Annotated in this window: 13 protein-coding genes and 1 tRNA gene; 2 read left to right on the top strand and 12 right to left on the bottom strand. The window is 45.2% G+C overall.

The features are described from left to right. Nucleotides 1-208: 208 nt before the first annotated feature. The 4 genes from AYW76_RS14775 to AYW76_RS14760 all read right to left on the bottom strand — a co-directional run bounded on the left by AYW76_RS14775 (nucleotide 209) and on the right by AYW76_RS14760 (nucleotide 4,148). Nucleotides 209-1,003: an ABC transporter permease gene (locus AYW76_RS14775; protein WP_067222353.1), complete on the bottom strand. Its 795-nt coding sequence runs from the start codon at nucleotides 1,001-1,003 to the stop codon at nucleotides 209-211. Beyond that, complete coding sequence (locus AYW76_RS14770) at nucleotides 1,000-1,887, bottom strand: ABC transporter permease (protein ID WP_067222364.1); 888 nt, start codon at nucleotides 1,885-1,887, stop codon at nucleotides 1,000-1,002. The genes AYW76_RS14775 and AYW76_RS14770 overlap by 4 nt, the downstream gene beginning before the upstream one ends. Beyond that, complete coding sequence (locus AYW76_RS14765; protein WP_067222350.1) at nucleotides 1,880-2,962, bottom strand: ABC transporter ATP-binding protein; 1,083 nt, start codon at nucleotides 2,960-2,962, stop codon at nucleotides 1,880-1,882. Before AYW76_RS14765 ends, AYW76_RS14770 begins: the two co-directional genes overlap by 8 nt. 73 nt (nucleotides 2,963-3,035) lie before the next feature. Continuing rightward, complete coding sequence (locus tag AYW76_RS14760) at nucleotides 3,036-4,148, bottom strand: substrate-binding domain-containing protein (RefSeq protein ID WP_067222348.1); 1,113 nt, start codon at nucleotides 4,146-4,148, stop codon at nucleotides 3,036-3,038. A gap of 287 nt (nucleotides 4,149-4,435) precedes the next feature. On the opposite strand from AYW76_RS14760, the gene AYW76_RS14755 reads away from it, so the two are divergent. After that, nucleotides 4,436-6,409, top strand: a complete 1,974-nt coding sequence (locus AYW76_RS14755) for a methyl-accepting chemotaxis protein (RefSeq protein WP_067222345.1) — start codon at nucleotides 4,436-4,438, stop codon at nucleotides 6,407-6,409. 72 nt (nucleotides 6,410-6,481) lie between these two features. On the opposite strand, the gene serA is transcribed toward AYW76_RS14755, so the two are convergent. Beyond that, nucleotides 6,482-7,711, bottom strand: a complete 1,230-nt coding sequence (serA, locus tag AYW76_RS14750; RefSeq protein ID WP_067222342.1) for a phosphoglycerate dehydrogenase — start codon at nucleotides 7,709-7,711, stop codon at nucleotides 6,482-6,484. Between the two features lie 226 nt (nucleotides 7,712-7,937). Here serA and AYW76_RS14745 point away from each other — a divergent pair, with 226 nt between their 5' ends. Continuing rightward, nucleotides 7,938-8,366, top strand: coding sequence for a hypothetical protein (locus AYW76_RS14745; RefSeq protein ID WP_067222340.1), 429 nt, complete (start codon nucleotides 7,938-7,940; stop codon nucleotides 8,364-8,366). A gap of 47 nt (nucleotides 8,367-8,413) precedes the next feature. On the opposite strand, the gene trmA is transcribed toward AYW76_RS14745, so the two are convergent. From trmA to fba, 7 genes are all read right to left on the bottom strand, one after another. Next, nucleotides 8,414-9,508, bottom strand: coding sequence for a tRNA (uridine(54)-C5)-methyltransferase TrmA (gene trmA, locus AYW76_RS14740; protein ID WP_067222329.1), 1,095 nt, complete (start codon nucleotides 9,506-9,508; stop codon nucleotides 8,414-8,416). A 91-nt stretch (nucleotides 9,509-9,599) separates the two neighbouring features. After that, nucleotides 9,600-10,511, bottom strand: coding sequence for a hypothetical protein (locus tag AYW76_RS14735; RefSeq protein ID WP_156489089.1), 912 nt, complete (start codon nucleotides 10,509-10,511; stop codon nucleotides 9,600-9,602). 59 nt (nucleotides 10,512-10,570) lie between these two features. Then, nucleotides 10,571-11,266 carry a 5'-methylthioadenosine/S-adenosylhomocysteine nucleosidase gene (gene mtnN / locus AYW76_RS14730; RefSeq protein ID WP_082866249.1) on the bottom strand — a complete coding sequence of 232 codons (696 nt, stop codon included), beginning with the start codon at nucleotides 11,264-11,266 and terminating at the stop codon, nucleotides 10,571-10,573. Nucleotides 11,267-11,268: 2 nt separating this feature from the next. Then, nucleotides 11,269-13,833 (bottom strand): nitrogen regulation protein NR(II), encoded by a 2,565-nt coding sequence (locus tag AYW76_RS14725; RefSeq protein ID WP_156489088.1) that lies wholly within the window; start codon nucleotides 13,831-13,833, stop codon nucleotides 11,269-11,271. Next, entirely contained in the window at nucleotides 13,821-14,939 is a 1,119-nt protein-coding gene (locus AYW76_RS14720) for a type 1 periplasmic-binding domain-containing protein (RefSeq protein ID WP_067222319.1), read from the bottom strand. Before AYW76_RS14720 ends, AYW76_RS14725 begins: the two co-directional genes overlap by 13 nt. Nucleotides 14,940-15,061: 122 nt before the next feature. Then, nucleotides 15,062-15,146, bottom strand: a tRNA-Leu gene (locus tag AYW76_RS14715). Nucleotides 15,147-15,237: 91 nt separating this feature from the next. After that, complete coding sequence (gene fba, locus AYW76_RS14710) at nucleotides 15,238-16,305, bottom strand: class II fructose-bisphosphate aldolase (RefSeq protein WP_067033883.1); 1,068 nt, start codon at nucleotides 16,303-16,305, stop codon at nucleotides 15,238-15,240. Nucleotides 16,306-16,339 lie beyond the last annotated feature (34 nt).

The following is a 16,339-nucleotide window of genomic DNA, read 5'->3' as shown; positions in this document are numbered from 1 at the left end:
TTCGTTGTTGTGAAGCGTTGTCCGTGTCAGTGGAGGCGTATAATACGCATCTAAATTTTCAGCGCAAGCGGTTTTTATAATATTTAATAAAAAAGCCACTAAAACGTAATATTCACCCAAGGGGTATGTAGTTTTAGACGTTTTTTTAGTCAAAGGCAAGCATAAAAGATCACGAAACGATCAATGCGCACATTTCAGAAGAATTAATCTATGCTGAAGCCCGTTCTCTACGACGCTTTATTTCGTAAGCAACAGCTAAAACAATGGTAATCGCAATAAGCACCAAACCTAATGCATTCACTGCCGGTGTCAGTCCAGTGCGAACCTTGGAGGCAATATAGACAGTAAGCGTTGTGTCGTAGCCTTTTACAAAAAGCGTCGTGTTGTAGTTTTCAAAAGATTGCAAAAAAGCAATCACAGCAGCTGAGTAGATAGCAGGCTGTAAATAAGGCAAAAGTATACGGCGAAACGTTTGCCATTGCGTAGCACCTAAACTCAATGCAGCATTTTCCAACGTGCGATCAAAACGCTGCAATCGCGCCAGTACCATTAACATCACATAAGCTGATATAAAGGTTGTTTGTGCGATAACCGTTAATACGATACCGCCATTTACGGATAGCCCACGCCAAAAGATAAGTGTGGAAATACCGACAATAACACCGGGAGTTAACAAGGGAGACATCATCAGCGAGTAAAGAAATGTTTTGCCGCGCCCTTCTACTGAGGACAAGAACAACGCACAACTAACACCAACAGGTACCGCTACTAATAATACTCCCAATGCCACTAAAGCGCTGTTACCCAATGCTTCCCACATCGCGTTATCTTGCGCTAGCGCCTCAAACCATTTCAGCGTGGTGCCTCGCCACGGCGATACCGTAGGAAAGCGGCTATCATTAAATGTCGCTAACCCCATGATTATTAGCGGGGTAAACAAATACAGAAAAAATACACCTATGTAGAAACGCACACCGAATTTTAGAATCGCAGCTGAATTCATCGGGCGATGTCTCCTAATCCCACTTTAAACACCTTCATCACCAAAGCAATAAAACCAATACATATAATCAACAGTAAAAAGGCATAGGCGGCCCCCTGATTCCAATCCCCACCCTCAAAGAACCAGTTGTAAATAATTTGGGTAAACCAACGGCTGCCTGGTGAGCCGAGCAATGCTGGAACAGCATAACTTCCTGCTGCTAGCATAAAGGTCATAATACAACCAGTGGCGATACCCGGTTTGGCATGAGGAATAACAACGCGATAATGAGTCCGCAGCCAGCTTGCGCCCAAGTTGCGAGCAGCTTTAATCTGATTGCTATCCAAACTTTCAATCGCATTATAAATTGGAAAGATCATAAACAAGATGTAGGCGTACACCATGCCAATCAATACACCACCATCACCAGATAAAAACCGCACAGGGCGATTAATCAGTCCCAATTCCAACAACAATGCATTCAGTGGTCCTTTATAGGCCAAAATGATGTACCACGAAAACGTTCGAAGGATCTCATTAATCCAAAACGGGATAATGAGTAACAGCAAACATAAGGCTGCCTGTCTTGGCGTAGCGACTTTCGCTAAATAAAAGGCCAATGGGTAACTCACAACCAATGTGAGAAATGTCACCAGCACGCTTGACCAGATAGTTTTAAAGAAAATCGACAAATGGATCGTATTATTGAATAAAGTAGCGTAGTTACTCAGAGTATATTGATCTTGAACGCCACCAATCTCTCCCGGCAATAAGTTTGGCTTCAATGAATAATTCACCATAATCAATTGGGGTAGTATTACTAAGCCAATCAGCCATACCGCAATCAGTGCCACAATCGCGACAGATAACGGACTACCAAAGCGCTGCTTTAATTGACTAAACATCATTGGCCTCGCCTGCAATCACAATGGCATCCTGACGGTCAAAAGATAACGTTAACGCACTCCCTGCAATCATAGCTTCATTGTATTGATTAGCTCGTAGTTGTATCGCAACAACTTGCTGATTAGCTAAACTAGCCGTTAACGTCAGATAAGACCCCTCAAAGTTGACTTCGGCCAGTGTGGCAGACAGAGTAAACTCGCCTTCACATCCAAGCTTCAACCCTTCAGGACGCACAAATAACGTAGCGCTTACGCTGGGCATTATCGGTCGCTTTATACGGCCAACCAATGATCCAAGGCTACCCGCATCCACAACTGCGTAACCCTCACTAGACTCAAGTACACGACAAGGAATCGCGTTATTCTCCCCCACAAACGACGCAACAAACGCTGTTTCGGGCTCTCGGTACAACGTTATAGGATCCGCTACTTGTTGCAGTTTACCTGCAGACATCACCGCCACACGATCAGACATCGTCAGAGCTTCACCCTGATCATGGGTAATATAGATGAAAGTAATACCTGTTTTACGTTGAATCTCTTTCAATTCCGTCCGCATATGCTGTCGTAATTTCAAATCTAGAGCAGACAAAGGCTCATCTAACAACAACACTTGAGGCTCAACCGCCAAGGCACGTGCGATCGCGATGCGTTGCTTCTGTCCACCAGACAACTCCGACACCTTCTTCTCTCCACTACCCTCTAGCGCCACCAATTCAAGCAGCCGATCGGATGTTTTTTTACGCTCAGCTTTCGATACGCCACGCACCTCTAAGCCAAATTCAATGTTTTCTGCAACCGTCATTAGCGGAAAAAGGGCTAAGTTTTGAAAGATCATGGATGTGGGGCGCTTATTAGCAGGAACCCCTGCCATAGACTGATCGCCAATATAAACACCGCCTTCACTTGGCTCTAAAAATCCACTGATCATATTTAATATGGTCGTTTTACCGCACCCCGATGGACCAAGAAAACTAAAGAACTCACCGGACTCAATTTTCAAGTCCATTTTCTCGACAGCAGTAAATTCGCCAAAACGCATGATGGCATTATTTAGGTGTACACTACGATCCATATAACCTTCTTAACTGGGTATTCATTAAACGATAAAGGCCCGCTCAGGGGCGGGCCTTTGAAAGGCAATTACATTATGCGGACAAGTAACGATCTTGATACTCGTTACGTAGAGCAACGTACCAAGGTTCTTGAATTGGCCACCACCAAAGGTTGGCAAGGTCTTGATCTGAATAGGAGTTATTAAAAAACTCTTTGGTTGCTTGAGGCAACAGCTCCGCAGCTCCTTTGGAGGTAGAGTTATAGCCCGTTGCTTTCACAAACATCGCACCCGCTTCTGGTGTGTAATACCAGTTAATGAACTCGTATACGGCATCAACATTATTAGCATTTTTAGGAATCACAAAGCCTTCCATCCATGCTAGGGCACCTTCTTTCGGTGCGCCATAGACTACTGGCTCCCCTTCCTGCGACAGTTTAAAGGCCGTGCTGTCCCAAGTTTGGCCAATCACTGCACCATTGGTTCTAAACGCACCTTGCGCTTCATTTTCTGTCGACCAGAACTGCGCCACCATATCTTTATGCTTAGTCGCTTCTTTTAAGATCACATCAAAGTTCGCGCGCATGGCTTTTTCGTTTTTATAAGACTCTAATAACGGAAATGGAAGCTTGCCCATTTTTTCAAGCCACAAACCAATACCCACTAACGCCGAGTGGCCGCGAACCGTCACGCCATCTGCATGCTCTGGCTTCCAAAGATCACCATAGCTGAGATTATTTGGATCCACATCCGCATATTCCTTGTTATACGCAATGGCCTCGGTCCCCCAATCAGACGGGGCAAAATAGCGCTTATCACCCACAACGCCACCAACTTCTGAACCAGACAAAGCGCTCTCTAAACACCCATCCCATTTGATGCGTGTTGTGTCCAAAGGTTGGACTAACTCATAGTCCACATAACCTGGCACACGATCGACAGTCGGCATGATGATGTCAAAGCCCGTACCATCGGTTGCTCGTAGAGAGTTCATTAATTCATCATTGGTACCATAAGGCGTAAAGGTCGCATTGATGCCTGTCTTTGCCTTAAAGTCAGCCAGCATTTCATCGGTGATGTAACCTGCCCATGCATAAATCTTTAACTCTTTATTTGCAGCGATTGCAGAACTGATAGTAAAGGGTGTTGCAGCAACAGCTCCTGCAATGGAGGCCCCTTGCAGAAACTGGCGACGAGAAATGGACATATGGACTCCTTGTTTGTTTTAGACACACGCTTCCTAACAAAGGAAGTGTCATACCAAAATTGGTTTATCCGTATTAGTATTGGTCAGAGTTATTACAATTTAGTGACGAAAAAATGAACAGTCAAGAGTTTTTAAACCACTCGGACAGATTTTAGTTTACATTACGCTACATTAACCACCACATTGTGTACATTTTGATACACTTAAGCCTCCGCAACATAACTGTCACAACTCAATAATATTGTTAGCGCATCAATCACCTTGCCGAGAATTATAGAGAGACGATTTTGAAAATCTCCCATGTGACACGCGCCACAACATTTAGCTATCTTGTGATCGCCGCAGCGCTCGCCGCGCTTCTATTATGGAGCACTCAAAGCTATCGAACAGCTTTTGAGCAAAATGATGCTTTTAATAAGGTATGGGAAGCCTCTGCAATACAATTAGAGCAAAAAATTGAACGCTATTTAACTTCGGGTGAAGCTTCGTTGCTACAAGAGTCTGAGGTATTTATCACCGAAAGCATCAAACCTATGCTGACCTCCCTACCTACAGATCTACAGGTACCGTTAAGCAAACGTTTAGATGCGATTGTCATGAGCTTACAAACCGACGTTCGAGCAGCAGGCAAGCTATCCGGCAATCCTCTCGCTCTTATCGAAAACAACGAGCGCCAGATGCGTCTGTCCCTCGATTACTTGAACGGCACTATCAACAATACTAGCGACAGCATAAAGAGCGACTTAGTCATGCGCTATCTTACTGCTCAAGGCAATCTCTTCACGGCGCTATCTTCGTTACAGCAAGCCGCTAAAGATTATTTGAACAACCCTTCTTCAGATAACCGTAAGATAGTGAGCGAAGCAAACCAAAAACTGATTAATCAAGTCACCCTTTTCTCTCAATTACCCGCATGGCAAGCATCCAATACGGGCAGTGATGACAGTACTGACGACCTATCAGCATTAATGGGTTGGGGAAGCACTGAGGCAACAGAAGAGACCAGCGATACCTTTGATGAAACTAAGAGCGAGCTAAACACGTGGGCGAATCGCTACATGAAAGACATCGAAAACAGTTTAGCAGTGATAGAGCAAGCGAACCGCGCCAAGACCTCCATTCGACAACTTATTGACGATCTCAGCGACGAACTTGATAAAGGCACCGCAACAATTCAAGCTGCCACAGCAAAAACAGAACGCAATACTCTGATCGCTTTTGGCGCATTTGTGATCATCATGTTGTTAACCACCCTCATCACTCACTTATTCCAAAGCCGTGTTGTCGTGAACAGCGCAAAGGATCTATACAACGCAGTGAAAGCATTGGTTGAAAGTGATGATATACACACGCTCAAAGTCACCAATAGCAAAAATGAGCTATCAGAAGTTGCACGCTATTTAAATCGTTATCTTGAGCAAATCGCAGTGCAACGACAACAACGTGATACTGAGCTTAAAAACATCTCCACGTCTTTGAATGAGATGCTAAGTGCCTTTGGCCAAGTTCATAAAATTAGTGTTGCATCAAAAGAAGCACTGGAGCAAACCGTTGAACAAGCGGCTCATGTAGACGTGCTAGCAAATAAAGCTGAAGTGCGCGCAAAAGAGGTAGAAAGCTATGCGCACGACACCAGCGACGCAATGGAGTTGAGCTCGAAACAAGTATCAACACTTGAAAGCGCCAATACAACAACGGTAGAACGCTTACAGAAAAGCAAAACTGCATTAGGCAGCTTGGAAAACTCTGTGTCCAACGCCAACTCTATTGTCAGCGGCATTCGTGACATCGCTGAGCAAACAAACTTACTGGCTCTAAATGCTGCTATTGAAGCGGCTCGTGCAGGTGAAGCAGGCCGAGGTTTTGCGGTAGTCGCCGATGAAGTCAGAACCTTGTCAGGTCGAACGCAGCACTCTCTTGAAGAGATCACATCCATTTTTGAGTCATTGACCAGTTCAACCTCCAACTTACGTAAAAACTTAGGGCTGATTGAGTCAGCAACATCAGAGCAGCGTTCATTAACCACAGAGTTAGGCCACTCAGCTAAGGAAGTACAAGAGAAGTCGTATCAGTCGACGGTACTTTCACGTAAAGCCTCAGGGTATGCCGAAGATCAAAAACGCAGCGTGAGCATGCTGACGGAAACCGTGGAAAAAGTACGCTCTCAGGCTGATGAATCAGAGCGATTCCTTGCGGACATGACCAAGAATGTCCGACAAAAAATTGACGACATTACCAGCACGTTAGGTATTCGCTCATAACATGCTCATTCAGATACAAAAAAGCCAGCGCTTTTCGCACTGGCTTTTAAAATTCAGAACGAAGCCGGACACTTAAAACAGAACGCGCGCCTTAATCGTACCTTCTACTTCTTTCACTTTCTCAAGCGCTAACTCACCAGTATCGGAGTCGACTTCCATCACCATGTAACCAAGTTTCTCGGTGGTGCGTAAGAACTGACCTGAGATATTAATATCGTTGTCAGAGAAGATCGCGTTGATCTTAGTCAGCACACCCGGACGGTTTTCATGGATATGCAGGATACGGTGCTTATCAGCTTGAGCAGGTAATGCGACTTCTGGGAAGTTAACCGCTGCAGTCGTCGTACCAATATCAGAGTACTGAATTAGTTTAACCGCGACTTCAACACCAATGTTTTCTTGCGCTTCCATTGTTGATCCACCGATATGCGGAGTCAAAATAACATTGTCTAACCCACGCAGCGGCGACACAAACTCTTCGGCATTGCCTTTTGGTTCAACTGGGAATACGTCGATCGCGGCTCCAGCAACATCACCTGCTTTTATCGACTCGGCAAGCGCTTCAAGATCAACGACCGTACCACGGGATGCGTTTAGGAAAATGGCACCTTTTTTAATCTGAGCAATCTCATCAGGGCCCATCATCAATTTGGTACTTGGGGTTTCAGGTACATGCAGAGAGATCACATCGGATGTTGATAGCAGCTCCTCAAGTGATTTAACTTGGCGGGCATTACCCAATGGGAGCTTAGTAATAATGTCATAGAAGCACACTTCCATACCCAACGATTCTGCCAACACACTAAGCTGCGTACCGATACTACCGTAACCAACGATGCCCAAACGTTTGCCACGAGTTTCGAAAGAGCCAACAGCGGATTTCAGCCAACCACCACGGTGACATACCGCGTTTTTCTCAGGGATACCGCGAAGTAAAAGTATCATCTCGGCCAGAACTAACTCAGCCACACTTCGTGTATTGGAGAACGGCGCGTTAAAGACAACAATCCCTTTACTGGAAGCGGCATCAAGGTCTACTTGATTGGTACCGATGCAGAAACAGCCGATCGCTGCCAGCTTATGTGCATGCTCCAGTACTTTGGCGGTTAACTGTGTGCGAGAGCGAATACCGATAAAATGGGCATCGGCAATTTTGTCGATCAGCTCATCTTCTGGTAAAGCTGTTTTATGGTACTCAATGTTTTCATATCCAGCGGCATTCAGCGCTTCAACCGCAGATTGATGAACACCTTCTAATAACAAAATTTTGATTTTTGCTTTTTCTAAAGAAGTATTACTCATGATTTTTTATATATCTCTATGGTTTCTTATGGGGGTATTTTTAAAAGATATGTTACCACACTCGCTAAATTGTCGTAGTAGCAGATGCCGGAATGAGCTTCATCTTTAATGGAGTAATACTCAACTGAACAAGAATTTACATCTTATCTACGCAATTTAACTGGCAAGACAGCGCCATCGGCACTAGAATCAAGGTGTTCAAAAGATAATCAATGAGAGGTGAGCTATGGCCATCGAAGGAATTAACAACAGCATCGTTAGTCAGTTTAACGACCCAGAATTGACGAATACACCTGTTGTTCAACCCAACACAGGTAACGGGAGCAATAGCCAAACGGCAAATGCCGCACCGCAGTCTGTGGATGTGTCTGTCAGCATCTCACCCGAAGCTCAGCAGTTAGCTCAAGACAATGTTGCCGCTAGAACCGTTGCTCAAACGTCTGCCACAGAAGTTGGTGCTGATGTGGCCACTGCCTCTGAGTTTGGAGCCAATGCAACATCTAATAACGCCGCTGTTGCTGCTCAGGTTTCGGGCAACTCCGGTAGCACATTAAACGCTACACCATCGAACTCCAGCCAGAGTGGTAGCGTTGCATCACAATACAATATTAGTCCTGATTCTGCTCTAGGCCAGACGATCAACTTCTCCGCCTAACCCTTCTGTACTCTTGCATTAAATGCTGTATAGAACACTAGAACGACTTATCGTCGTTCTAGAAATACACCGGCTTCAACATGATGGGTATAGGGGAATTGATCGAACATCGCAAAGCGTGTCACCTTGTGCGTCGTTGACAATGCATCTACGTTATTCTTAAGTGTCTCGGGGTTGCATGAGATATATAGAATCTGATCAATCTTTCGAACTAACTCGACCGTACCATCGTCTAATCCTGCTCGTGGTGGGTCTACTAACACCGCCGAAGGATTCAACGTATCCATACCCGCTTGAACCAATGCTTTAGGTAAAACCCCATCACCATTAAGCGCATCAGACACGTCTTCACTGGCCATTTTAACCACTTGTACGTTACTGACACCGTTCATAGCAACATTTAAACTTGCAGAGTTGACCGACACTTTTGCTATTTCAGTACCAATCACTCGATCAAAACGACGCGCTAATGGAATGGAGAAATTTCCATTACCACAGTACATTTCCAACAAGTCACCAGAACATCCTTTCGTCACATCAAGAGCCCATTCAAGCATTTTCTCACTGATACCCGCATTGGGTTGTGTAAAACTGTTTTCGACCTGCTGATAGTGATACTTGCGACCCTGTACCGTTAGCGTCTCCATCACAAAGTCCCGTGTGAGGATTTGCTTACGCTTACGGCTACGGCCTATAAAATGACATGCAGGGAATGACTCATTAAGCTCTACCGCTGCTTGATGCCACTCATCGTCAATAGGCTTGTGGTATAACATACTGATCAGCGCTTCGCCGGTCGTTGTCGTGAGAAAATCTACTTGGAATAATTTATACCGCAACACAGGAATATCACGAATCGCATCCAATAACTTAGGCATCAGTTCATTAATCAGCGTTGACGCAGCCAAAAATTGATCAACCCGAATGGGAGTGCGCGGGTCAGCGGAGTCAAACATGGCATAGAACAAGTCATCGCCATCATGCCAGATACGGAACTCTGCACGCATCCGGTAATGGCTTGGAGCACTTTCGAACACCTCTAGCTCTGGCATATCAAGGTCTGCCATCAGCTCAAGCAATGAGTCTTGCTTCGTCTGTAACTGAGCTGCGTAATGTTCTGGTTGAATTTGATCTGGTCTCATGCAGTTTTCCGCTAAAGGTTCGAGAATATGGGCGCGGCATTATACAAAGAGTCTGCTTACTTTGCGAACGATGACCGCTGAAACAAGGTGATTAAAGAAACCCTGGGCCTAATAGCACTTCTAGTGAGGCACTCAGAGATACCTCTGCTTTGTAGTCGTTATCACGCTCATAGGTCACCTGTGGTTTTAGCTGACCAATTAACCAGTCATCATACAAAAGACGCTGGTATTCAACGTAATACAAAAAGCTCTCTGCTCGAGGTGTTGAGCCTTCCTGCAGGTAACTGATTTGATAGCGCAGTCTACTCTTGTCTGAGAAGTCGTGATTCAAAAACACGTTTTGGCGCCAATACGTGTCTGAATCAATTTCTAAATACGTCACACCAAAATCGGCACCAAACTCATAACGATCACCAATCGGTCTTAATGCTTTAATGCCGTAACGACCACCGTACCCAAGAGAGTAATAATCAAACAACGACTCTTCTTGTTTAAAAGACCATTGCCCTAACCCATAGTCTTGCTCAAAGGTAATACGTACAAACGGGTCAACCGGCATTTTTAATAACAAGCCCATATCAATGTTCGCATTCCACTCTTCTTTGAAATAACGCAGCATGGTCGCGAAGCGAGTATTTTGAGCAGATTGTAAAATATTCTGACCCGGCTCATTATCAACACGTCGATTATCTTGTGTCAGTTGATCCGCATCCGACTCGATGATCAGATCCAGTCGATCTTCTGTATAAGGTAAATGCAGTCTTGCATCCAAGTTAAAGAAGCCAGATACACCTTCCTTTCCCTCAATAATGGAGCCAAATCGCATGCTGACAAAGCTGGTCGAGGCATCTTCATGTCGCTGGCCTGAAAAGAAAGCATCAAGCCCATTTGACCATTCACCTACTTTGGTTGACATGGTCTCATGGGTCGACTTCCACCATTCACGCTCTGGCTGTTCAGAGGAAGTAGTCTCAATAGGGTCGGCATAACTAACCTGCGCCACTAGCGCAAGCCCGCACAACACTGTCCTTATACAAAACACACTCTTAAACAGCCCAGCCATTACATTTCTCGCAACATTGCGCGGATCATCAGTGATGAGTTCTGTGCCGCCACGGTCAAGTACTCGTCAAAACTTGCTGGGGATTCTTTGTCCGCCACATCAGATAAAGAGCGCACAACAACAAAAGGAACCGAAAACTTATGACACACTTGAGCCACCGCAGCCGCTTCCATTTCAACCGCTTTAAGGGAAGGAAATGCCGCCCGCACTTTCGCCACACGTTCAGCTTCACACATAAACACATCGCCTGTCCCGATCAAGCCGACTTTTGCTTTCGCCTGGCCTACGGAAGCTACCGCTTGCAGCGCCTTATCAACCAACACTGAATCGGCACTGTATGTTGCCGGCATACTCGGCAACTGCCCAAGGGCATATCCAAATGCGGTGACATCGACATCATGATGAACCACTTCATCTGAGATAATCACATCACCCACTTCCAGCTCTGCATCGAATCCACCTGCTGAACCAATGTTAATGACTATAGATGGATCAAAGCTGGCCATCAGTAATGTCGTAGAAACCGCTGCATTAACTTTACCAATTCCCGATTTAAGCAGTACGACGTCTTTGCCATCAAGCTGTCCAGAGTAAAACTCACAGCCAGCAACACTTGTTTCTTGTATGTCTGTCATCCATTTTTTGATAACAGCGACTTCTTCATCCATCGCACCGATTAAACCGATTACACTCATATTCATTCGCCTTTAACATTTAAATTTTGCAGTAGAGCTTCAAGCGCACCATCGTTCGGAAGCCGTCCTTCAACATCAATAAAACGCATTGTATCAGGTCGATCTAAAAAGTCTTCCAGCACGATCCATTTAGTATTCCCTAGGTGCTCCAAATGGTATTTCATCGCTAACTGCGCCGTTGCTTTGTCTAATACCACAACCACGACTGGACTATGATGTCTGAGCACTGACATTAGATTAATAATATCGACTTCTCGACGCGCCACGAACCCGCTAGCGTTTAGCTCAGACTGCCAAATCACTTGGCTAATATGCGTACCGCCAGTGATAATGAAGTTGGTTGCGTGGGTGGCCCAATCGCCCAAGCTGATTTTGGACGCGGCCCCTAAAGCAACCACCATTGAGGCTAAACGAAACGGCATTAATTGATGTGCCAACATAGTTTCACCAGGCAGCTCATCAGAGCGATGATTGCCTACATGAATAACAGGTAACGCTTGGCTTCGACTTGACGTCAATAACTTATCAACACCACTTTTAGCTAATTCTATATCACCCACGCCGACAAACATCACATCGTATTTTGTGCGATACGGCATGCCCGCACCGAAGAACTCTGCAAACGATGAATACACCTCAATACGCATTCCTATCGACTTTAATAGTTCGAGTAATCGATTGCTCTCGGTATAATCATTTTTCACCAAAACAGCATGCTTACCAATGACATTAAGTGAACGATCATGCTGAGCTTCAGGCATAAGCGTCGCCATCATCACAAAACGGCTCGCATCGGATGCATCCACGCGGCCTTTCACCAATTTAGGATATTCGTGACTCAACCACTGCAAAGCAGGCGTCATATCTTCGAGCCCATACAACTTAATCACTAAACTGTTCTTCTCCCAACCGATATGGATGTATCGGCCGGATATCGAACTGTTGATACATAACAGAAACGCCACCATTAGCATTGATCGGTGATCTTGTGTCCATTCCGCAACGAGTTGTGCATCACTTAACGAGAGCTCGACACTGAAGTCCTGCTGTTTTGAACTGGGTACAAGACTTAGATCCAATTCATCTTGTAACTGCACAACAAGCTCTCCAAGTGGCATTTTTTTCGAAGCTGCACTATCAAGATGGCTAATCTTCGTTAGCAAATCTCCTATGACATTCAACCAACGCACCGTCGATTGTGGTGACGTTTCTAAATGATCTTTACAACTCGCCAGTTCTTGCAATATTAACTGTGACGGCGGATGAGGTCGGTCTAATGTATGCTGCGGGAAACGATGCGTTAGGTGCCAACGTAAGCGACGAATCTCACTCACATCTCGACCCACCAACATCACACTACGAAAACCATGCTCATTGATAAAAGAGTACGTATTAAAATCGTATACTCTATCGGATTCAGGGAACTCTAATTCGAATCCACCACCATACTCACCTTTTAACGCACGCTGAATTGGCTGATGACAAGCGATAGGTGTCATATCAAAGACCGTGCTAGCAAACTGATAACTAGGAAATAGCCCCTTCGCTTCTTTATTCATATTCGTAACGCGCGAAGACTCATCACAAAATAAAATGGCGGATTGTAGAGAGTTAGACAACAACTCTAAATGCTGCTCACGCACTTTGAGCTGCACTTGGAAGCGGTTCATTTGAGCGAGCAGCGGCTGGAACTCTAAAAAATCCATTGCGCCCTCCCGACCCAATGCAGGCAGACCCGTTATCGGCACAAACATGACCCTCTGCGCATAAAACTGTATCAACCAATACATTAACAAGAAGCATATTAAGACCACTGCACAGCCAATCATGACCACGCCACTAAACGACTCAGTAAGGGGTCGAGCAAAGCGCAATTCTACCGTGAGGTTATCTTCTAACTCTGGAATAGAGAGAATGCTATCGTGAGTAATGTAAGGTATATCATCAGAGAAGCTTCTTTGCTTCTCTACCAGTAATACATTGCCCACTAGGTCTTTAATACGTATGAAGTCTGCATCTGCGCTGGTAATTAGGTCACTCGCCAGTGCTAAGTTATTATTAAGTGAAATGAAACCGTAGAAGAACCCCTGGCTCTGCCCAACACTGTTGCTCCCAAGGGACTTTTTGAACACTAGCATTTCACCTCGGTCACTGGAAGACACATGCCGCCAAGCGTTTATTTGAGCGCCTTGAATAAGGCTATCAGGCGTGTCTTGTGTATACAGCCTAACTCTAGGATCCTCCATTACTTGGCCATTCTCTAAGACTACGTAGAAAAAATCCAAGCCGCCAAAGAACAACACATCATGAAGCTGAAACAGGCCATCGATGGTTTCTCCATCATTCACTTGCTCAGACAAATACTTAACTTCAAAATTGGCGCGATCCAAGTACGCCGAAAAACTCATGCTGAGTGTTTGTGTACGTTGATGCAATGATGCCAATGAATGGCCTCGCTGGGTATAGTAATCCATTACCCAAACGGCCGAGCACAAAACAAGCGCTCCAAGTATAAAAGGAATGAGCACTTTACGAGAAAAGCGCTTACGCAGGCTTATCGTGGCCATAACGACATCGAGTAAGGGAGTGCTTGTTGCAAAAGAATGTTACGGGTCTGCTCATCCATGTCTTGTACCAATAAACTAAAAGATTCCATATATACAGCGGGTAAAAGACGAGATTCAATGTCTGCTTTGATCGCTTCCGCTGCGGCTATAGCCCTATAATCCAAATCTCCAACAACTGTAACCATAATAATCCCTTGCTTGTAGGCGTCCTCCCAGTCTTTCAGGCCTAGCCAAGCATTAGTACTTACCAACACCTGTTGCTGACGACTTAAAGCTCGCACAACACCTTCGCTAAGGTTCGGCGTGCAAGAGAAAATAAAATGCGACGATCCTAACGCTTGACTCTCTTTCACAATTTGCAGCGCAACACGTTGAGCTGCTTGAGCATTGTCTTTCAATTGATAACGATGGCGTACTTGATAGCCTTCCCGATAGAGTTCATTTAGAAAAATCTGACAGCCAGTTTCATTTTTATAAGGGTCATCAACCGATAATGTATCAATCAGCGTGCCTTCATCAAGCATACGGACCAAATAGCTTGCCAAGCTTTGCATCATTTTGGCCCGATCAATACCTATATACAGCAGCGGCGGATGCATATGCCACGATGAAAATGGTGCAATAACCCCCCTTATTAGCACTTCTGTTTCCCCAGCTTTAAGTATCCGTTCTAATAAGGGCCGATTATGATCATCAACTCGGTCAACAATCATATAATCAAAATTAGCCGCCTCAATCTTCTGGAAGGTATTCAAGGTAGAGTCGATACCGTCACGACGGTCTATATGGAACACATCTAGCCGAAAATCAATGCTAAGCTCTTTCATACGCTGCTTAAACGTCATCATCCACGCTCGATTAAATGCAATGGATGGATCACTGTGCAGTATGACGGCGATTTTCTGAGTATCAGGATGAGTCGCTAATAAAGGAGCAGGTTGCGAGCGAACACGCACCGACAATTGCTCAATGAGGGGGATCTGACTAGGGTTAGCGTCTAAAAAGCGCTTCAAACTGAACGAGGACTGGCCAAACGTGTACGCACTTACCCCTTGAGATAAAAGAGTAATCGTTAAGCAGATGAAGAAAAATCGTAGCTGACGCATAGGCTTCGTTGGTCTTTAAATGGTTAAAGACATTCTAACGAGAACCACTTTGAATGAAATACAAACGCGTAAAAAAGGCATAAAAAAAGCCGAGTTACAAAGTAACTCGGCTTTTTAAAATATGGTGCGGAAGGAGAGACTCGAACTCTCACGCCGTGAAGCACTGGAACCTAAATCCAGCGTGTCTACCAATTCCACCACTCCCGCAAGGAATGGCGAGCATTATAGAGAAACCATTTTCATGGTCAACACTTTTTTTAAAAACTTTTAAAAAAATGCTCGTCAAACAAAACCTTATTTAGAAACGACGACCGTTAGCGTATTCGCCGTGCTCGTAACGAATCGCCATTTCTTCAAGGTCGATGGTTTGAATACGAGACGCTTGGCCTGCACAACCAAAGGCTTCGTAACGATCAATACACACAGCCTTCATCGCTTTGATGCTTTCTGTTAAGTATTTACGTGGATCAAAGTTACCTTTGTGCTCAGCAAGACTACGACGGATCGCACCCGTTGCGGCTAGGCGAAGGTCGGTATCGATGTTGACTTTACGAACACCGTAGCGGATCGCTTTTACGATCTCTTCTACAGGCACACCGTATGTCTCTGGAATTTCACCACCAAATTCGTTGATGATTTCTAACCAGTCTTGCGGCACTGAAGAAGAACCGTGCAATACGATATGAGTGTTTGGCAGCAACTCAACAATCTTCGCAATACGCTCGATGTCTAAGATGTCCCCAGTTGGCGGACGAGTAAATTTGTACGCTCCATGGCTTGTACCAATCGCTACTGCTAGCGCATCGATGCCCGTTGCGTTTACGAAGTCTACCGCTTCTTGAGGGTCCGTCAGCATCTGGTCGTGCGACAAAATACCTTCTGCGCCGACACCATCTTCTTCACCCGCTTGACCTGTTTCTAATGAACCAAGTACACCCAGTTCACCTTCTACAGACACACCACACGCATGAGCGAACTCTACGGTACGACGCGTCACATCAACGTTGTATTCGTAGCTAGCAGGCGTTTTACCATCAGCCATTAAAGAGCCGTCCATCATAACCGATGAAAAACCAAGCTGAATAGAACGCTGACAAATGGCTGGGCTCGTACCGTGATCCTGGTGCATGACTACCGGGATATGTGGGTAATCTTCAATCGCCGCTGCAATCAGGTGGCGAAGGAAGTGAGAGCCAGCGTATTTACGCGCGCCTGCAGAAGCTTGCATGATAACAGGTGAGTTCACCTCGTCTGCTGCTTCCATGATCGCTTTGACCTGCTCCATGTTATTCACGTTAAACGCAGGCAAGCCGTAATCATGCTCTGCTGCATGATCCAGCAATTGACGCATACTTATTAAAGGCATAAAAGTTTCCTCTGACAATGAAGTTTTTGGTGTC

It is taken from the genome of Marinomonas gallaica (assembly GCF_001639745.1).
GTDB classification, from domain to species: domain Bacteria; phylum Pseudomonadota; class Gammaproteobacteria; order Pseudomonadales; family Marinomonadaceae; genus Marinomonas; species Marinomonas gallaica.
This window is presented reverse-complemented; position numbering and strand designations above follow the sequence as displayed.

Coding starts and splice junctions, on each gene's coding strand:
- AYW76_RS14760 (WP_067222348.1), bottom strand. CDS start 4,148: ATGTCCATTTCTCGTCGCCAGTTTCTGCAAGGGGCCTCCATTGCAGGA.
- fba (WP_067033883.1), bottom strand. CDS start 16,305: ATGCCTTTAATAAGTATGCGTCAATTGCTGGATCATGCAGCAGAGCAT.
- AYW76_RS14765 (WP_067222350.1), bottom strand. CDS start 2,962: ATGGATCGTAGTGTACACCTAAATAATGCCATCATGCGTTTTGGCGAA.
- serA (WP_067222342.1), bottom strand. CDS start 7,711: ATGAGTAATACTTCTTTAGAAAAAGCAAAAATCAAAATTTTGTTATTA.
- AYW76_RS14720 (WP_067222319.1), bottom strand. CDS start 14,939: ATGCGTCAGCTACGATTTTTCTTCATCTGCTTAACGATTACTCTTTTA.
- AYW76_RS14775 (WP_067222353.1), bottom strand. CDS start 1,003: ATGAATTCAGCTGCGATTCTAAAATTCGGTGTGCGTTTCTACATAGGT.
- trmA (WP_067222329.1), bottom strand. CDS start 9,508: ATGAGACCAGATCAAATTCAACCAGAACATTACGCAGCTCAGTTACAG.
- mtnN (WP_082866249.1), bottom strand. CDS start 11,266: ATGAGTGTAATCGGTTTAATCGGTGCGATGGATGAAGAAGTCGCTGTT.
- AYW76_RS14745 (WP_067222340.1), top strand. CDS start 7,938: ATGGCCATCGAAGGAATTAACAACAGCATCGTTAGTCAGTTTAACGAC.
- AYW76_RS14725 (WP_156489088.1), bottom strand. CDS start 13,833: ATGGCCACGATAAGCCTGCGTAAGCGCTTTTCTCGTAAAGTGCTCATT.
- AYW76_RS14770 (WP_067222364.1), bottom strand. CDS start 1,887: ATGTTTAGTCAATTAAAGCAGCGCTTTGGTAGTCCGTTATCTGTCGCG.